13 protein-coding genes are annotated in these 15401 nt (G+C 47.9%); 12 read left to right on the top strand and 1 reads right to left on the bottom strand.

The window, feature by feature from the left end; genetic code table 11:
* The first annotated feature begins 35 nt into the window (after positions 1 to 35).
* The 5 genes from leuB to glpK all read left to right on the top strand — a co-directional run bounded on the left by leuB (position 36) and on the right by glpK (position 6741).
* Positions 36 to 1130, top strand: coding sequence for a 3-isopropylmalate dehydrogenase (gene leuB / locus L5M38_RS10185; RefSeq protein ID WP_263179009.1), 1095 nt, complete (start codon positions 36 to 38; stop codon positions 1128 to 1130).
* A 23-nt stretch (positions 1131 to 1153) separates the two neighbouring features.
* On the top strand, positions 1154 to 2554 hold the full coding sequence (gene leuC / locus L5M38_RS10180) for a 3-isopropylmalate dehydratase large subunit (RefSeq protein WP_263179060.1): 1401 nt from the start codon (positions 1154 to 1156) through the stop codon (positions 2552 to 2554).
* A gap of 27 nt (positions 2555 to 2581) precedes the next feature.
* Entirely contained in the window at positions 2582 to 3187 is a 606-nt protein-coding gene (gene leuD / locus L5M38_RS10175; RefSeq protein ID WP_263168656.1) for a 3-isopropylmalate dehydratase small subunit, read from the top strand.
* A 526-nt stretch (positions 3188 to 3713) separates the two neighbouring features.
* Positions 3714 to 5063 carry an outer membrane protein transport protein gene (locus L5M38_RS10170; RefSeq protein ID WP_219234674.1) on the top strand — a complete coding sequence of 450 codons (1350 nt, stop codon included), beginning with the start codon at positions 3714 to 3716 and terminating at the stop codon, positions 5061 to 5063.
* A gap of 193 nt (positions 5064 to 5256) precedes the next feature.
* On the top strand, positions 5257 to 6741 hold the full coding sequence (gene glpK / locus L5M38_RS10165) for a glycerol kinase GlpK (RefSeq protein ID WP_263179008.1): 1485 nt from the start codon (positions 5257 to 5259) through the stop codon (positions 6739 to 6741).
* A 171-nt stretch (positions 6742 to 6912) separates the two neighbouring features.
* On the opposite strand, the gene L5M38_RS10160 is transcribed toward glpK, so the two are convergent.
* Positions 6913 to 7248 (bottom strand): hypothetical protein, encoded by a 336-nt coding sequence (locus L5M38_RS10160; RefSeq protein WP_168826581.1) that lies wholly within the window; start codon positions 7246 to 7248, stop codon positions 6913 to 6915.
* Between the two features lie 663 nt (positions 7249 to 7911).
* Here L5M38_RS10160 and mraZ point away from each other — a divergent pair.
* From mraZ to mraY, 7 genes are read left to right on the top strand one after another with little or no spacing between them, the layout of a single operon-like run.
* Entirely contained in the window at positions 7912 to 8370 is a 459-nt protein-coding gene (gene mraZ / locus L5M38_RS10155; RefSeq protein ID WP_105251188.1) for a division/cell wall cluster transcriptional repressor MraZ, read from the top strand.
* Between the two features lie 31 nt (positions 8371 to 8401).
* Positions 8402 to 9343 carry a 16S rRNA (cytosine(1402)-N(4))-methyltransferase RsmH gene (gene rsmH, locus L5M38_RS10150; protein ID WP_263168651.1) on the top strand — a complete coding sequence of 314 codons (942 nt, stop codon included), beginning with the start codon at positions 8402 to 8404 and terminating at the stop codon, positions 9341 to 9343.
* Between the two features lie 10 nt (positions 9344 to 9353).
* Positions 9354 to 9668, top strand: coding sequence for a cell division protein FtsL (ftsL, locus tag L5M38_RS10145; protein ID WP_105251190.1), 315 nt, complete (start codon positions 9354 to 9356; stop codon positions 9666 to 9668).
* Between the two features lie 13 nt (positions 9669 to 9681).
* Entirely contained in the window at positions 9682 to 11436 is a 1755-nt protein-coding gene (locus L5M38_RS10140) for a penicillin-binding transpeptidase domain-containing protein (RefSeq protein WP_105251191.1), read from the top strand.
* Complete coding sequence (gene murE / locus L5M38_RS10135) at positions 11433 to 12935, top strand: UDP-N-acetylmuramoyl-L-alanyl-D-glutamate--2,6-diaminopimelate ligase (protein ID WP_263179007.1); 1503 nt, start codon at positions 11433 to 11435, stop codon at positions 12933 to 12935. Before L5M38_RS10140 ends, murE begins: the two co-directional genes overlap by 4 nt.
* A complete protein-coding gene (locus tag L5M38_RS10130) occupies positions 12932 to 14314 on the top strand; it encodes a UDP-N-acetylmuramoyl-tripeptide--D-alanyl-D-alanine ligase (RefSeq protein ID WP_212601187.1) in 1383 nt (460 codons plus the stop codon). Before murE ends, L5M38_RS10130 begins: the two co-directional genes overlap by 4 nt.
* On the top strand, positions 14315 to 15397 hold the full coding sequence (mraY, locus tag L5M38_RS10125) for a phospho-N-acetylmuramoyl-pentapeptide-transferase (protein WP_006079891.1): 1083 nt from the start codon (positions 14315 to 14317) through the stop codon (positions 15395 to 15397).
* The last annotated feature ends 4 nt before the right edge of the window (positions 15398 to 15401 follow it).

The raw sequence follows: 15401 nt of genomic DNA, 5'->3' as shown, positions 1-15401 counted from the left end.
ATAAAGCATTTACATTTAAAGGAGTTGGCTGGCGTATGAGTTATCAAATAGCAGTATTAGCAGGGGATGGGATCGGTCCTGAAGTGATGGCAGAGGCGCGTAAAGTGCTGCGCGAGGTTGAAGCGCGTTTCGATTTGAGTATCGAATACACTGAATTCGATGTGGGCGGTATTGCCATCGATAACCACGGTTGCCCACTACCCGATGCCACGCTAAAGGGCTGTGAAGCGGCTGATGCGATCCTATTTGGCTCGGTAGGCGGTCCTAAGTGGGAAAAGTTACCGCCAAATGAGCAACCTGAGCGCGGCGCGCTATTGCCTCTGCGTGGTCACTTCGAACTGTTTTGTAATCTGCGCCCAGCTAAATTGCATTATGGCTTAGAACATATGTCACCGCTGCGTAGCGATATTTCCGCCCGTGGCTTTGATGTCTTATGTGTACGCGAGTTAACCGGCGGCATTTATTTTGGTAAGCCAAAGGGTCGTCAAGGCGAAGGCGAAAATGAAGAAGCCTTCGATACCATGCGCTATAGCCGCCGCGAAATTAGCCGTATCGCCCGCATCGCCTTCGAAGCCGCCCGTGGTCGCCGTAAAAAAGTGACCTCAGTGGATAAAGCTAATGTGCTCGCCTGTTCAGTGTTATGGCGCCAAGTGGTTGAAGAAGTCGCGGTAGATTTCCCCGATGTCGAGCTTGAACACATCTATATCGATAATGCGACCATGCAGTTGCTACGTCGTCCCGATGAGTTCGATGTGATGCTATGTTCTAACCTGTTCGGCGACATTTTATCCGACGAAATCGCCATGTTAACGGGTTCTATGGGCTTGTTGTCATCGGCGAGCATGAACAGCACTGGCTTTGGTTTATTTGAACCAGCGGGTGGCAGTGCGCCAGATATCGCGGGCAAAGGCATTGCAAACCCTATCGCCCAAATTCTGTCGGCGGCCTTAATGTTGCGTCACAGCTTAAAGCAAGAAGAAGCCGCGTGTGCGATTGAGCGTGCCGTAAGTAAAGCATTAAATTCTGGCTACTTAACCAGTGAGCTATTGAGCAGCGACAAGCGTAGCAAAGCTAAATCAACCGCCGAGATGGGTGACTTTATCGCCAATGCTATAAAGGAAGGTGTGTAATGACGACTGTGCCAAAAAACGCGGTGGCAAAAACGCTGTATCAAAAAGTATGGGATGCCCACGTTGTAGCGACTCCTGAAGGTGAAGCGCCGATCATTTATGTCGACAGACATTTAGTCCATGAAGTGACTTCTCCCCAAGCATTCAGTGGCTTAAAAGTGGCGGGCCGCAAACTGCGTGCACCGGAAAAAACCTTTGCTACTATGGATCACAACACTTCGACCCGTAGCGCCAGCTTGGATGCGCTAAGCCCGATGGCACGCACTCAGGTTGAAACCCTAGCGCAAAACTGTAAAGACTTTGGCGTGCGTTTATATGACATTCACCATCCTAATCAAGGGATTGTGCATGTAATGGGGCCAGAGTTAGGGATTACCTTACCCGGCACTGTGATTGTCTGTGGTGATTCCCATACCGCGACCCATGGCGCCTTTGGGGCGCTGGCGTTTGGCATTGGCACATCTGAAGTTGAGCACGTTTTAGCGACGCAAACTCTGCGTCAGCTAAAAGCTAAGACCATGAAGATTGAAGTGCGTGGTCATGTCACCGATGGCGTGACCGCCAAAGATATCGTACTCGCTATTATTGGCAAAATCGGCATGGATGGTGGCACGGGTTATGTGGTGGAGTTCTGTGGTGAGGCGATTGAAGCCCTGTCGATGGAAGGCCGCATGACAGTGTGCAACATGGCAATTGAGATGGGCGCTAAGGCGGGAATGGTCGCGCCGGATCAAACCACTTTCGACTATTTAGCAGGCCGTGAATTTGCACCTAAGGGCGAGGATTGGGCAGAGGCTGTCGCTTACTGGAAAGCCATTAAAACCGATGACGGCGCGGTGTTTGATGCTGTCGTTGAGTTAGATGCCGCCGATATTGCGCCACAATTGACTTGGGGTACAAACCCTGGCCAAGTCGTAGCGATCGATGGAAAAGTGCCAAATCCTATTGATGAAGTAAATCCAAGTACCCGAGCTAGTATGGAAAAGGCCCTAGAATATATTGGCCTGAGTGCGGGTACGCCTATGACAGACATCAGTATCAACAAAGTATTTATCGGTTCTTGTACTAATTCTCGGATTGAAGATTTACGCAGCGCTGCCGTGCATGCTAAAGGTCGTAAAGTCGCGAACGGTGTCACTGCGATTGTCGTACCTGGTTCTGGTCAAGTGAAAGCCCAAGCCGAAGCCGAAGGCTTAGATAAAATCTTTATCGAAGCCGGGTTTGAGTGGCGTTTACCGGGTTGTTCTATGTGTTTAGCGATGAACGATGACAGATTAGAGGCGGGCGATCGCTGTGCCTCGACCAGTAATCGTAATTTCGAAGGTCGCCAAGGCCGTGGCAGTCGCACCCATTTAGTGAGCCCGGCAATGGCCGCCGCCGCTGCGGTGGCTGGGCATTTTGTCGATATTCGTAAACCTTACTAATTACCGTAAACCCAAGAGGAGAAGTTAATGCAACCTTTTACGACCCATACCGGGCTTGCGGTCATGATCGACAGCACCAATATCGATACGGATCAGATCATTCCGAAACAGTTTTTGTCTAAGGTGACGCGCGATGGTTTTGGGGTGCACTTATTTCATGACTGGCGTTATTTAGATGATGCGGGCGATGTGCCCAATCCTGAGTTTTCATTGAACCAGTCTCGTTATAAAGGCGCTTCAATTCTTTTGTCGCAGGAAAACTTTGGTTGTGGTTCAAGCCGTGAACATGCGCCTTGGGCGCTGGCAGACTTTGGTTTGCGCGCTATTATAGCGCCGAGTTTTGCCGACATTTTTTACGGCAACTCAATCAATAATGGCCTATTGCCTGTGGCGTTAACCCATGCGCAGGTGCGTCAGTTGATGGACGAAGTGGCGGCAGAAGAAGGCGCGCAAATCACGGTTGATCTCACCAGCTGTAAAGTGATTGCACCGTCAGGTGCTGAGTTTAGTTTTACGCTGGCAGAGTCGGCGAGACATAAGTTACTCAATGGGTTAGATGCTATTGGGCTGACCTTGTCCCATGCTGCGCAAATCAGTCAGTACGAAACTCAAATCCAAGGTTGGCGCCGCTAAACTTTCAGCGCACATTTGTACTCGTGTTGAGTCTATATTTAAGCGCCTAGGTTAATACCTAGGCGTTTTTGTTTTAAATCTCAAAACACTCTTAATTTAATTAATTGTATTTTAAAGCATAAATTTTTATTGTCGTTTTGATACTAGAAAATTTTATTCTCTGCAGTGATTTATGCTGTATTTGTCGAGTTTAAATGATTTACAGGTGTTCCAAAGTTTTAATTTTTTATCTTATTGTTTAATATTGGTATTTGTTTGGTTCATAATTTGAATCTCACGACTGTCGTGAATGATTTTTGAGTGTTTAAAGGTCGTTTTTTGTTTTAATGGTGACATGCGTCACTAAATCTGTTTTAAAGTCGCATCTCTTTAGAGTTTTTGTCTGTTTTATCTCCTTTGGTTGCAAACATCTTCTGCATAAGTAAACTGCTGCGCATTCAATATGGAGTGTTTGCTCTATTTTGCCTGAACGCCACAGTACTCATCTAAGTAGTACAGATAACAATAATATGATTAGAGAATAACAATGCAAAAACGTCTTCTGACTTTGGCTGTCACTGCAGCCTTGTTAAGTTCAACGACTCAACTCCATGCCGCGGGTTTTCAACTTGCGGAATACTCTGCTACAGGTTTAGGTCGCGCCTTTGCGGGTGAAGCCGCTATGGCGGATAACGCTTCGGCTCAAGGTCGAAATCCTGCAATGCTCACTTATTTAGAAGGACGTCAGTTGTCCGCGGGTGGCATTTACGTAATGCCAAACGTCGATGTGACAGGTGATGTCAGCCTTAGCTCACCGTTAATTGGTCCTAATCCTGTAGTTATGAAAGGTGGCGACGCACTAGATGTGGCCGATGACGCACTCGTGCCAAATTTTTATTATTCAAATCAGCTAAATGATCAATGGACTTGGGGCCTAGCGGTAAACTCTAATTATGGTCTAGCCACTGAATTACCCGCGACCCACGCAGCGGCTATTTTTGGTAACAAGACTTCGGTTACGACCGTTGAATTTAATCCAAACATCGCTTATCGCATCAATGATGCTGTTAGCGTAGGTGCTGGTGTACGTATCGTTTATGGTGAAGGCGAAATCGGTGCCTCATTACCAGGTTGGGTTGATGGTATCAAACCTGCTCTGCCGGCTCCTGTGCAGGCTGTGTTACCTCCAGGTGGCACTGAGCTGAAAAGCATGAAGGGTGATGATGTGGGTTATGGCTGGCAGTTAGGTGCAAGCTGGCAAATTAATCCGGCTCACCGTTTGGGTTTTGCTTATCACAGCGGCGTGCAACTGGACTTGGATGGTCATGCCTCAGGTGTGCTGTACACTGGCGGCCAAGATGTGTCTATTGAAGGTTATTTACCGCTTGAATTGCCCGCTTTTGCAGAGATAGCTTCCCATCACCAATTGACCGATAACTGGGCCATGCATGCGAGTGTGAACTGGACAGATTGGAGCGTATTCGATCAACTAGTGGCTTATTTCCCTGGTGAAGTTAAACCTAAGGGCGGTTTAGAGTCTGATTTAGTTAAAGAAGAGCACTTCGAAGATAACTGGCGCTTCGCGCTAGGGACGACTTATCAAGTGAATAACGACTGGTTAGTGCGTGCCGGTGTTGCTTTAGATAAAACGGCGGCAAATGACGAGTGGCGCACAACCACAATTCCAGACTCTGACCGTCTGTGGTTCTCTGTCGGCGCAGGTTATCAGGCAACTAAGAACCTGAACGTTGATTTTGCTGTGACTTATATTAAAGCGACTGGCGATGCGCCAATCAACGAACAGCAAAACCTATTGAACCTCGCGACTGTTAACTTTAACGGTGAAGCAAGCGGTGATGTATGGCTTGCGGGTATCCAAATGAGCTACAAGATGTAATTTCAGCATGTTAAAAAAAGCCCTGAATCTTCAGGGCTTTTTTATGGCTATAGCATGGTGGCGTTATCTTGTTTTACGGCTTGCTTGCTGGTCACGGCGGTAAATTCCGAATATATTCACTGCATAAGTCGGTGGATCATGTTAATTCTCGCCAGCATAAAAAGGCGGCGGAGAGTTCAGATAGGATAGTAGCGTGCAGAAAAAATACGTGGTGGCCTTAGATCAAGGCACGACCAGCTCAAGGGCGATAGTGTTCGATCACGACGCAAACATTGTCAGCGTGTCCCAGCGGGAATTTACCCAGTTGTACCCTAATCCGGGTTGGGTCGAGCATGATCCCATGGAGATTTGGGCAAGCCAAAGTTCAGTGTTAATTGAAGTATTGGCGCGTGCGGGTATTCACAGTGATGAAGTGGCCGCCATTGGCATTACCAATCAGCGGGAAACAACTGTTATATGGGAGAAGGCCACAGGTAAACCTATTTATAACGCGATTGTGTGGCAGTGCCGCCGCAGCGCTGAGATTTGTGAGCAACTCAAAGCTCAAGGGTTAGAAGAATATGTGCGTGAGAATACCGGTTTATTACTCGACCCTTATTTTTCAGGCACTAAGATCAAGTGGATTCTAGATAATGTGCCCAATGCCCGTGAGCAAGCCGAGCGTGGTGAGTTGTTGTTCGGCACTATCGATACTTGGCTCGTGTGGAAGTTAACCGAGGGCAAGGTGCATGTTACCGATCCCACCAATGCTGCCCGCACTCTACTATTCAATATCCATAGCCTGACTTGGGATAATAAGTTACTCGAAGCCTTAGATATTCCCTTGTCTATGTTGCCTGACGTTAAACCTTCCTGCAGCGTGTATGGTACAACACGGATTGCTGGCGAAGGCAGTGAAATCCAAGTCGCAGGGATGGCAGGCGACCAACAAGCGGCGCTTTTTGGTCAGTTATGTGTCGAGCCCGGCATGGCGAAGAATACCTACGGCACTGGTTGTTTTTTATTGATGAATACAGGGACAAAAGCGGTGCGCTCAGACCATGGCTTATTGACTACAGTTGCCGTGGGGCCTAAGGGTGAAGTGAACTATGCCCTCGAAGGTTCAGTCTTTATGGGCGGTGCGACCATTCAATGGCTGCGAGATGAACTGGGGCTTATTCGTGACGCCAGTGATACTGAGTACTTTGCCTCTAAGGTCGCCGATACTAATGGCGTGTATCTGGTGCCCGCTTTTGTGGGACTCGGTGCGCCCTATTGGGATCCCAATGCCCGTGGTGCGCTATTTGGTCTGACACGCGGGGCGAATCGTAATCATATTATTCGGGCGGCGTTAGAATCCATCGCTTACCAGAGTAAAGATTTACTTGATGCCATGATCAAAGACAGTGGCGTCAGCCTTAAGCGTTTAAAGGTGGATGGCGGCGCGGTCGCTAATGATTTTTTGATGCAATTTCAAGCCGACATTACCGATGTCGAAGTGTTAAGGCCAAGCGTTTGTGAGACAACCGCTTTGGGTGCGGCATTTTTAGCTGGGTTGGCCGTGGGCTTTTGGGAGAGTGTGATAGAGCTTGAGCACAAAGCCTGTATCGATAAGCATTTTATCCCTAATATCGATGCCCAGACTCGAGTACAGCTATACACTGGTTGGCAGGACGCGGTGGCCAGAACTCGAACTTAAACAATACGCCTTGAGGCGGCATTGGTTTGAGATAAAACTTAATTTGAGGTATCGCATGATTCGAAATCTGGCCTGATTTCAGGCATGCTCGATAGTGCTGCTAAAAAGAGGCTAATAAAAAGGCGCTAATCCAATGGGATTGCGCCTTTTCCGTTTTATATCAGTACGGATTTATACTTCTACATCAATGATATGTTGGCTCGGTGGCTTTTTGATTTCTGCGGAATCATCGGTCACTTCAAGTACGACACCTTCTTTTAGTTTTAGCGTTTCGGTTTCATCCGATGCACGGCGTTTCTTATTTTTATTGTTATCTGATTCTTTGCGTCTTTCCCTGACTTTAGTATTGCGGCTTTCTAACGCTGGAGGTAACTGCGACTGCGGTGTTTCATGGCTATCGGGGGCATTTGCGCTTGCACTGCTGACTTGGTCAACAACCCGTTTAGGGTGAAACACGGCTTTTACTGGCTGTGCCAGCATGGCATAAATGCTATCCAATCCACTCATAACGCCTCCTTGTTATTACACCTCTTAATATGATATCGGCTGAAGTAGGTCAATATTTAGACTATACGCCGTTTAACTTGTTAAGGCGAATAGGGCGAGCTATTAGGTAGCTAGTGCGGGTATAAGGTGAATGTATAGGGAGAAAGTGGTTCTTTTGGTGGATTTTACGTGGGATTTTTGATCTTTCTCGCAATCGCGACATTAATATTCAGCCATTAGTAAAAAGATGAACGTCTTTATTTGGAATGAAAATTTAGATTTTTATGCTGATTTCAACTCTTTTTTGACTGTCGAATAAGGATGGACGTAAGTTTGTTTTGTTGCGTTTTTGAGTTTGACGTTATTTCTCGACCCGTAAAATCCCACAAATACAGAAATAATTCCCCATTTTTTTCATCGCAAGCACCTGAAAGCAAAAGGTTGCTGAATATATCGGCGCTATTTATTCCTGTTGTTTCCTCTGTTTAGTCAATCTCTAATGGTTTTTCTTGTCAAAAGTTTGTCGCGAGGTTAAGTGCTCAACATGCGGCTAACCCGCTTGCCGACTGGATTTATAAAAGGATCCCATCCCTTGACAATGCTTGTCGACTGTCCCTAAACTTAGCAGTTGTGGGAAATAGTGGATATTTGTGGATCAAAAATCAAAGGATAGGATGAATTAGCGTGTTTCGTGGAGCCAGTGCTATCAACTTAGATACAAAGGGACGGATCGCTATTCCAGTGCGATACCGCGAACCTTTGCAGCTTGAGCACCAAGGCCGCATCGTGATTACCGTCGATATCCAATCCGCCTGTTTACTCTTGTATCCCATTCACGAATGGGAATTGATCGAAGCTAAGTTGTTGAAGCTTTCAGATACCGATAAAACCCAGAGATCTTTAAAACGCCTGTTACTCGGCTACGCCCACGAAGTGGAGCTCGACAGTAATGGGCGCATATTACTGCCGCCACCGTTAAGGCAATATGCCAATTTAGATAAGCGCATCATGCTGGTGGGGCAATTGAATAAATTTGAGCTGTGGGATGAGCAATCTTGGCTGCAGCAAATTGATGAATGTCAGGAAACGATTCGAAGTGAGGATCTCGTTAATAATGAGCGCCTCGCGGATTTTTCACTTTAACGAGTCGTGATAACTAAATAAGAAGAGAGTAATGAGTCAAGAATTTGCCCATTTATCCGTACTGCTAGCAGAAACGGTTGGCGGTTTAAACATCAAAGACGATGGCATCTATATCGATGGCACGTTCGGCCGCGGTGGTCATTCAAGACAAGTATTACAACAACTCGGTGAACATGGTCGATTGATCGCCATCGATCGTGATCCTCAAGCGATTGAAGCGGCCAAACAATTTGCTGACGATCCACGCTTTCAAATCGTGCATGGTGGCTTTGGCCAATTAGCCGATTACGTTGAAGAGCTTGGGCTTGTGGGCAAAATAGATGGCGTATTACTCGATTTAGGTGTGTCTTCACCTCAGCTCGACGATGCCGAACGTGGCTTTAGTTTTATGCGTGATGGCCCACTCGATATGCGTATGGATAACAGTCAAGGCCAAACGGCTGCGCAATGGTTGGCTCGTGCCGAAATTGAAGATATGGCTTGGGTATTTAAAACCTACGGTGAAGAGAAAAATGCTCGCCATATTGCCCGTTGTATTGCTGCCGACCGTGAGAAAACGCCTTTTTTACGTACCAAAGATTTAGCCGATTTAATTGCGCGTATCACTAAAAATAAAGAACGTAATAAGCACCCTGCGACTCGGGTGTTTCAAGCAATCCGCATTTATATCAATAGTGAATTAGATCAAATTGATCAGGCACTTGAAGGAGCCGTCAATGTGCTCGCACCCCAAGGACGCTTGTCGGTCATCAGTTTCCATTCTTTAGAAGATCGTATCGTGAAGCGTTTTATTCGTCGTCATAGCCAAGGCGAAAGTGTGCCGCACGGTTTTCCGGTTACTGAAGATCAAATTAACAAGTCACGTAAGTTACGTGCCGTGGGCAAGGCGATTATGCCATCCGACGAAGAAATCGAACGCAATGCCAGAGCTCGCAGCTCAGTGTTACGCATTGCCGAGCGTTTAGATTACTAAGGGGCGCACTGTGAGTAAGCCCTCGATTAATCTGCCACGGATCGTTTTACATGATTTATGGCTGCACAAATGGATCTTGTTATTAGCCTTGCTTGTGCTGAGTAATGCGGTTGCCGTGGTTTATGGCAGCCATGTTAGCCGTCAACTGACAACCCAGTGGGACCAGTTACTGCAGGAGCGAGATAGATTAGATATTGAGTGGCGCAATTTATTATTAGAAGAGCAATCGCAGACTGAGCACAGTCGTATTACGCGTATTGCCTCTAAGGAACTCAACATGAGTCGTCCGTTACCCAGCGAAGAAGTTGTGGTAAAGGTGCCGTGAGTATAGGGAAGATATGACTAGGCAAGCGAAAATCAAACGGGTAAGCAAACCGCAAAAACCTCAATTGATCCACTGGCGTTTATACGTAGTGGTCGGGTTTGTGTGTGCGTTGTTTTGCAGCCTAGTGGGACGCGCAGCTTACATTCAAATTATCGAGCCCGACAAATTACGTCACGAAAGTGACATGCGAACATTGCGGACCACAAGTCGTGAAGTGCAGCGTGGCTTGATCACCGACCGTAATGGCGACATGCTGGCCGTGAGCGTACCTGTACGAGCCGTCTGGGCCGATCCAAAACAAGTCAATGATAGTAATGGTTTTGCCGATATGCGCCGCTGGCAAGCCTTAGCCGATGTGTTGCATGAGCCCCTCGAAGATTTGTTAGAGCGAGTGCGCAGTAACCCCACTAAACGCTTCACCTACTTGAAACGCCAAATTACCCCTGCGGTTGCGGACTATATTACTCAGCTTAAATTACCCGGTGTATTTCTAAAGTCCGAATCTCGCCGCTATTATCCTGGTGGTGAAATCACAGCTCAGTTAATCGGCATCACTAACATAGATGATGTTGGGATTGAAGGTGTTGAAAATGCTTACAATAGTTGGTTAACAGGTACGCCTTCCAAACAAAAAGTGCGTAAGTCACGCGATGGTCATGTCGTCGAGCGTCTGGATATAGTGCAGGAAGGTGAGAGCCCTAACGATCTCGTGCTGAGTATCGATCATAGGATCCAACAATTAGCCTATCGCGAACTAAAACGCACCACTGAGATGAACCAAGCGACTTCGGGTTCGATTGTCGTCCTCGACATTCACACGGGTGAAGTCTTGGCAATGGTGAATACGCCTTCGTATAACCCCAATGCGCGCGACAATCTGCAAACCTTCAGAATGCGTAACCGTGCTATGACAGATACCTTTGAGCCGGGTTCGACCATTAAGCCATTTGTGGTTGCCGCAGCGCTTGAAGCTGGCACAGTTAAATCGACCGATATTATTGCCACTTCACCGGGTTGGATGCGTTTAGGTGGTCGCCAAGTACGTGACCCCGCCAACTACGGCGATATGAGTTTGGCGCGTATTTTGGCTAAATCCAGTAACGTCGGCATCAGTAAATTGGCTTTGTCTATTCCGGTGCAGCAGTTACTCGGCACCTATCAATCTATGGGACTTGGCAGTTTTTCGGGAATTAACCTCACGGGTGAAAGCGCTGGCTTGATTCAAGATCGCCACCGTTGGTCAGACTTTGAACGTGCCACCTTGTCGTTTGGTTACGGCTTAACGGCAACAACACTTCAACTTGCGCGCATGTATGCCACCTTAGGCAATGGCGGCACTTTGTTTCCAGTCTCGATAATGAAACTGAAAAAGCCACCTGTCGGTGAGCGAGTCATTTCTGAAAATGTGGCCCACGATGTAATGCAAATGCTGGTCGGTGTAACGGAAAAAGGCGGCACTGGCACTTTAGCGCACATCGATGGTTATCCAGTTGCAGGTAAGTCTGGCACAAGTCGTAAGGCAGTTGCTGGTGGTTATGGTGATGATTATGTTGCTTTATTTGCGGGTGTTGCTCCTGCGAATAATCCTAGATTAGCGATAGTGGTGGTAGTGAATGAGCCTAAGGGCGATCTCTATTATGGTGGTTCAGTGGCGGGGCCTGCATTTGCCAAAGTCATGTCTGGCGCACTGCAAATGTTAAACGTTGAACCCATTACCGATAAAGAACAAGTGCAATTGGCGGGAATAGCCGCTGGGAGAGCAGAATGATGTTATTACGGGATTTGCTAGCGCCTTGGCTACATTATGCTGGCGCGCAGTCCTTCAATGATCTGACCTTAGATAGCCGCGCAATACGTCGCGGCGATGTGTTTTTGGCGCTGCCAGGACATAAGGTCGATGGCAGACAGTTTATTGAAAAAGCCTTAGATTTAGGTGCTGCAGGCGTATTAGTTCACACGGATGATGCTGACCAACATGGCAAAGTGTTGCTGGGCGATAATGCCGAGTACGGTGTGCAGATTTATTTCTTTCAGTTAAGTCGTCAGGTATCGGCAATTGCCGCCCAGCGTTATCCCTTAGCGCACAAGTCTGCCGTTATGCCATCCCTTGGGGTTATCGGTATTACTGGAACTAACGGTAAAACCTCTACGAGTCAACTCATTGCACAACTGGTAACTTCATTGGGGCGCAAAGCCGCCGTCATGGGCACCCTTGGCAATGGTCTCTGGGGCGAGCTTGTTGATAGTGGTAACACTACAGCCGATGCGATTACCTTAATGCGTCAGTTGCATGAGTTTGAAGCCCAAGGCGCGAACGTCTGCGCCATGGAAGTGTCGAGTCACGGCTTAGTGCAAGGCCGGGTCGACGCAGTACCATTTGATGTTGCCGTGTTCACTAATCTGACGCGCGATCACCTCGATTACCACGGCGATATGGAAAGCTATGCCGCCGCTAAACAAAGCCTATTTCGTTTCAGCACTTTAGGTCACGGTTTATTGAATCTCGACGATGCAGTTGGCGCCTCTTGGTTGACTGAGCTTAAGCCTGTGCCTGCGCAGATTTGGGGTTTTAGTATTGAAGGTCATCAAGGTGCGGCTTTTTATACCAAAAATGCCAAGTTTGACGATCAAGGTGTCAGTGCAACCTTAGTGTGGCCCGAGGGCGAGACTCAAATCCACTCGCCACTTCTTGGTGCCTTTAATCTCTCTAATTTACTCGCGGCGTTATCGGCCTTGTATCTGCAAGGTTTTGATATGAAAGCGTTAGCCGAGCAGGTGCAATATTTAACGCCCGTTGCAGGTCGTATGGAGCGTTTCACTACAGTGGATAACATCACCTTAGTGGTCGATTATGCCCATACACCCGATGCGATCGAACAAGCGTTAAACGCGCTACGTCGCCATTGTGCCGGTGATTTATGGTGCGTGTTTGGTTGTGGCGGCGACCGTGATAAGGGCAAGCGTCCTTTGATGGGTCAAGCTGCAGAACAGTATGCCGACCGTATTATGGTGACCAGCGACAATGCGCGCAGTGAAGACCCTGCGCAAATTATTACCGATATTATCCAAGGGCTTGCAACACCAGAGCTGGCATTGACTGAGGTTGACCGTATCGCAGCAATTAAAGAGGTTGTGGCATTGGCTAAACCTGGCGATGTGATCTTGCTTGCGGGCAAGGGCCACGAAACTTACCAAGAGGCGGCAGGTGTGCGTCATGATTATGATGAACGCGCCCTGGCACGCCAGTTATCGGAGCAATCAAGATGATCCCTCTTTCTCTCGAGACTCTAAGTCAACACTTAGGCGTGTATCGAGTCGGTGACGACGTCACCATCCAAGATTTAAGCAGTGATAGCCGTAAAATCGGCGCTGCAACCCTGTTTGTTGCCTTAAAGGGTGAGCGCTTTGACGGCCATGATTTTGCAGCAACAGCTATTGCGAACGGCGCAGCGGCGTTAATGGTTGAGCGTGAGTTAGCTTTTGATATCCCGCAGCTCATAGTGGCTGATTGTCAAAAGGCCATGGGTGCGATTGGTGCTTATGTTCGTGACCAGATCAATCCGATTTGTGTTGCTTTGACTGGCTCAAACGGCAAAACCAGCGTGAAGGAAATGATCGCGACCATTCTGTCGGCAAAGCATCAAATCCTCTATACCGCTGGCAATTTTAATAATGAGATTGGTGTGCCGCTCACTTTGCTGCGTTTAACGCCAGAGGATGAGTTTGGGATATTCGAGCTCGGCGCTAACCATAAAGGTGAAATCGATTACACCTCGGGACTCGTGCGTCCAAACGTCGCGCTGGTGAATAACGTCGGCAGCGCCCATTTAGAAGGATTTGGATCGCAAGCGGGTGTCGCACAGGCGAAGTCAGAGATTTTTAATCATCTGCAGGCTGATGGCACTGCCATCATCAATGCCGATGATGCCTTCGCTGATTTTATGAGCGTTAAGGCAAGACCTTATAAGCAACTGAGCTTCTCTCAGCAAGATGGCGCCGCTAAACGTCATATCGACGTGATAGCGACAGGCCATAAGACTAATGCGGATGGTTGCTATCGTTTTATGCTCAATTATTTAGGTGAATCTTGCCAAGTGGTATTGCCGTTGGCGGGTCGTCATCAAGTGAGTAATGCACTCGCCGCTGCAAGTGTTTGTATTGCTTTGGGATTGAGTTTGACTGAAATATCTGAAGGCTTGAGCCAATTAACGCCAGTGAAAGGACGTATGCAGCCGAGTCAATTGGGACGCGTGCGTCTAATCGACGATAGCTATAACGCAAATCCTGTGTCCGTTGGCGCTGCTATCGCTTGGTTAAAGGAAATTTCTGAAAATCGCTGTCTGGTACTGGGAGATTTAGGAGAATTAGGCGACAATGCGCCCCTTTTACACGCTGAACTAGGGCAACTGGCCAAGCAACAGGGGATTGATGCCTTGTTTTGTACCGGAACTTTAAGTCAGCACACGAGCCAAGCTTTCGGTGCGGAGCACTATGACAGTGTGGCGACGTTAGTAGAAAAACTTATAAAGCATATAAACCAGTTGCCGGGACAGGTAACGGTTCTCGTTAAAGGTTCACGTAGCGCCGCCATGGAGCGGGTCGTGGATGGCCTAACAGTAGCCTTCGGGCGTGGGGAGTTAGTGTAAATGCTGGTATATCTGGCCGAGTATTTAACCCGTTTTCATACCGGGTTTAACGTGTTTTCCTATGTGACATTTCGAGCCATTTTAGGCTTATTGACCGCATTGGTTTTTAGCTTATGGTTTGGCCCTAAACTGATTGAACGTTTGCAATTACTGCAAATTGGTCAGGTTGTGCGTAACGATGGTCCAGAATCACATTTTAGTAAGCGTGGCACGCCGACTATGGGTGGCTTGCTGATATTGGCTGCTATTTTCATCAGCGTATTGTTGTGGGGTGATCTGGGTAGCCGCTATGTGTGGGTCATGCTGTTTGTGCTCGGCAGTTTCGGTTTGATCGGTTTTATCGACGATTATCGCAAAGTGGTACGTAAAGACACTAAAGGCTTGATCGCGCGCTGGAAGTACATTCTGCAATCTTTGGCTGCGCTGCTTATTGCTTTTTTTCTGTATGCCACGGCGGCCAATCCAGGCGAAACCCAATTAGTGGTGCCTTTCTTTAAAGACGTGATGCCGCAACTCGGCGCCGTATTTATCGTATTGGCGTATTTCACTATTGTGGGTTCGAGCAATGCGGTGAACTTAACCGACGGCCTCGACGGTTTGGCGATTATGCCGACGGTAATGGTCGCGGCGGCGTTTGCGTTGATTGCTTATTTGTCGGGTCACGCTCAGTTTGCGAATTACTTACATATCCCGCATTTACCCGGTTCGGGTGAGTTAGTGATCGTCTGTACCGCCATTGTCGGTGCGGGTCTGGGCTTTTTGTGGTTCAACACTTACCCTGCGCAAGTCTTCATGGGCGATGTGGGTTCACTGTCATTAGGTGCTGCACTTGGCACGATTGCAGTGCTCGTTCGCCAAGAGATTTTGTTAGTGATCATGGGCGGCGTGTTCGTGATGGAAACTCTGTCGGTGATCCTGCAGGTGGGTTCGTACAAGTTACGTGGACAGCGTATTTTCCGCATGGCGCCGATACACCATCACTATGAGTTAAAAGGTTGGCCTGAACCTCGAGTGATAGTGCGTTTTTGGATTATCTCGATATTCCTCGTCTTACTTGGCTTAGCCACGTTGAAGTTAAGGTAATTGG

Source organism: Shewanella sp. SM101 (genome assembly GCF_025654465.1).
GTDB lineage: Bacteria > Pseudomonadota > Gammaproteobacteria > Enterobacterales > Shewanellaceae > Shewanella > Shewanella oncorhynchi.
This window is presented reverse-complemented; position numbering and strand designations above follow the sequence as displayed.

Bases quoted from the DNA above. Each gene is read 5' to 3' on its own strand.
- leuB (WP_263179009.1), top strand. From the start codon at position 36: ATGAGTTATCAAATAGCAGTATTAGCAGGGGATGGGATCGGTCCTGAA.
- leuD (WP_263168656.1), top strand. From the start codon at position 2,582: ATGCAACCTTTTACGACCCATACCGGGCTTGCGGTCATGATCGACAGC.
- L5M38_RS10170 (WP_219234674.1), top strand. From the start codon at position 3,714: ATGCAAAAACGTCTTCTGACTTTGGCTGTCACTGCAGCCTTGTTAAGT.
- L5M38_RS10160 (WP_168826581.1), bottom strand. From the start codon at position 7,248: ATGAGTGGATTGGATAGCATTTATGCCATGCTGGCACAGCCAGTAAAA.
- rsmH (WP_263168651.1), top strand. From the start codon at position 8,402: ATGAGTCAAGAATTTGCCCATTTATCCGTACTGCTAGCAGAAACGGTT.
- L5M38_RS10140 (WP_105251191.1), top strand. From the start codon at position 9,682: ATGACTAGGCAAGCGAAAATCAAACGGGTAAGCAAACCGCAAAAACCT.
- murE (WP_263179007.1), top strand. From the start codon at position 11,433: ATGATGTTATTACGGGATTTGCTAGCGCCTTGGCTACATTATGCTGGC.
- L5M38_RS10130 (WP_212601187.1), top strand. From the start codon at position 12,932: ATGATCCCTCTTTCTCTCGAGACTCTAAGTCAACACTTAGGCGTGTAT.
- mraY (WP_006079891.1), top strand. From the start codon at position 14,315: ATGCTGGTATATCTGGCCGAGTATTTAACCCGTTTTCATACCGGGTTT.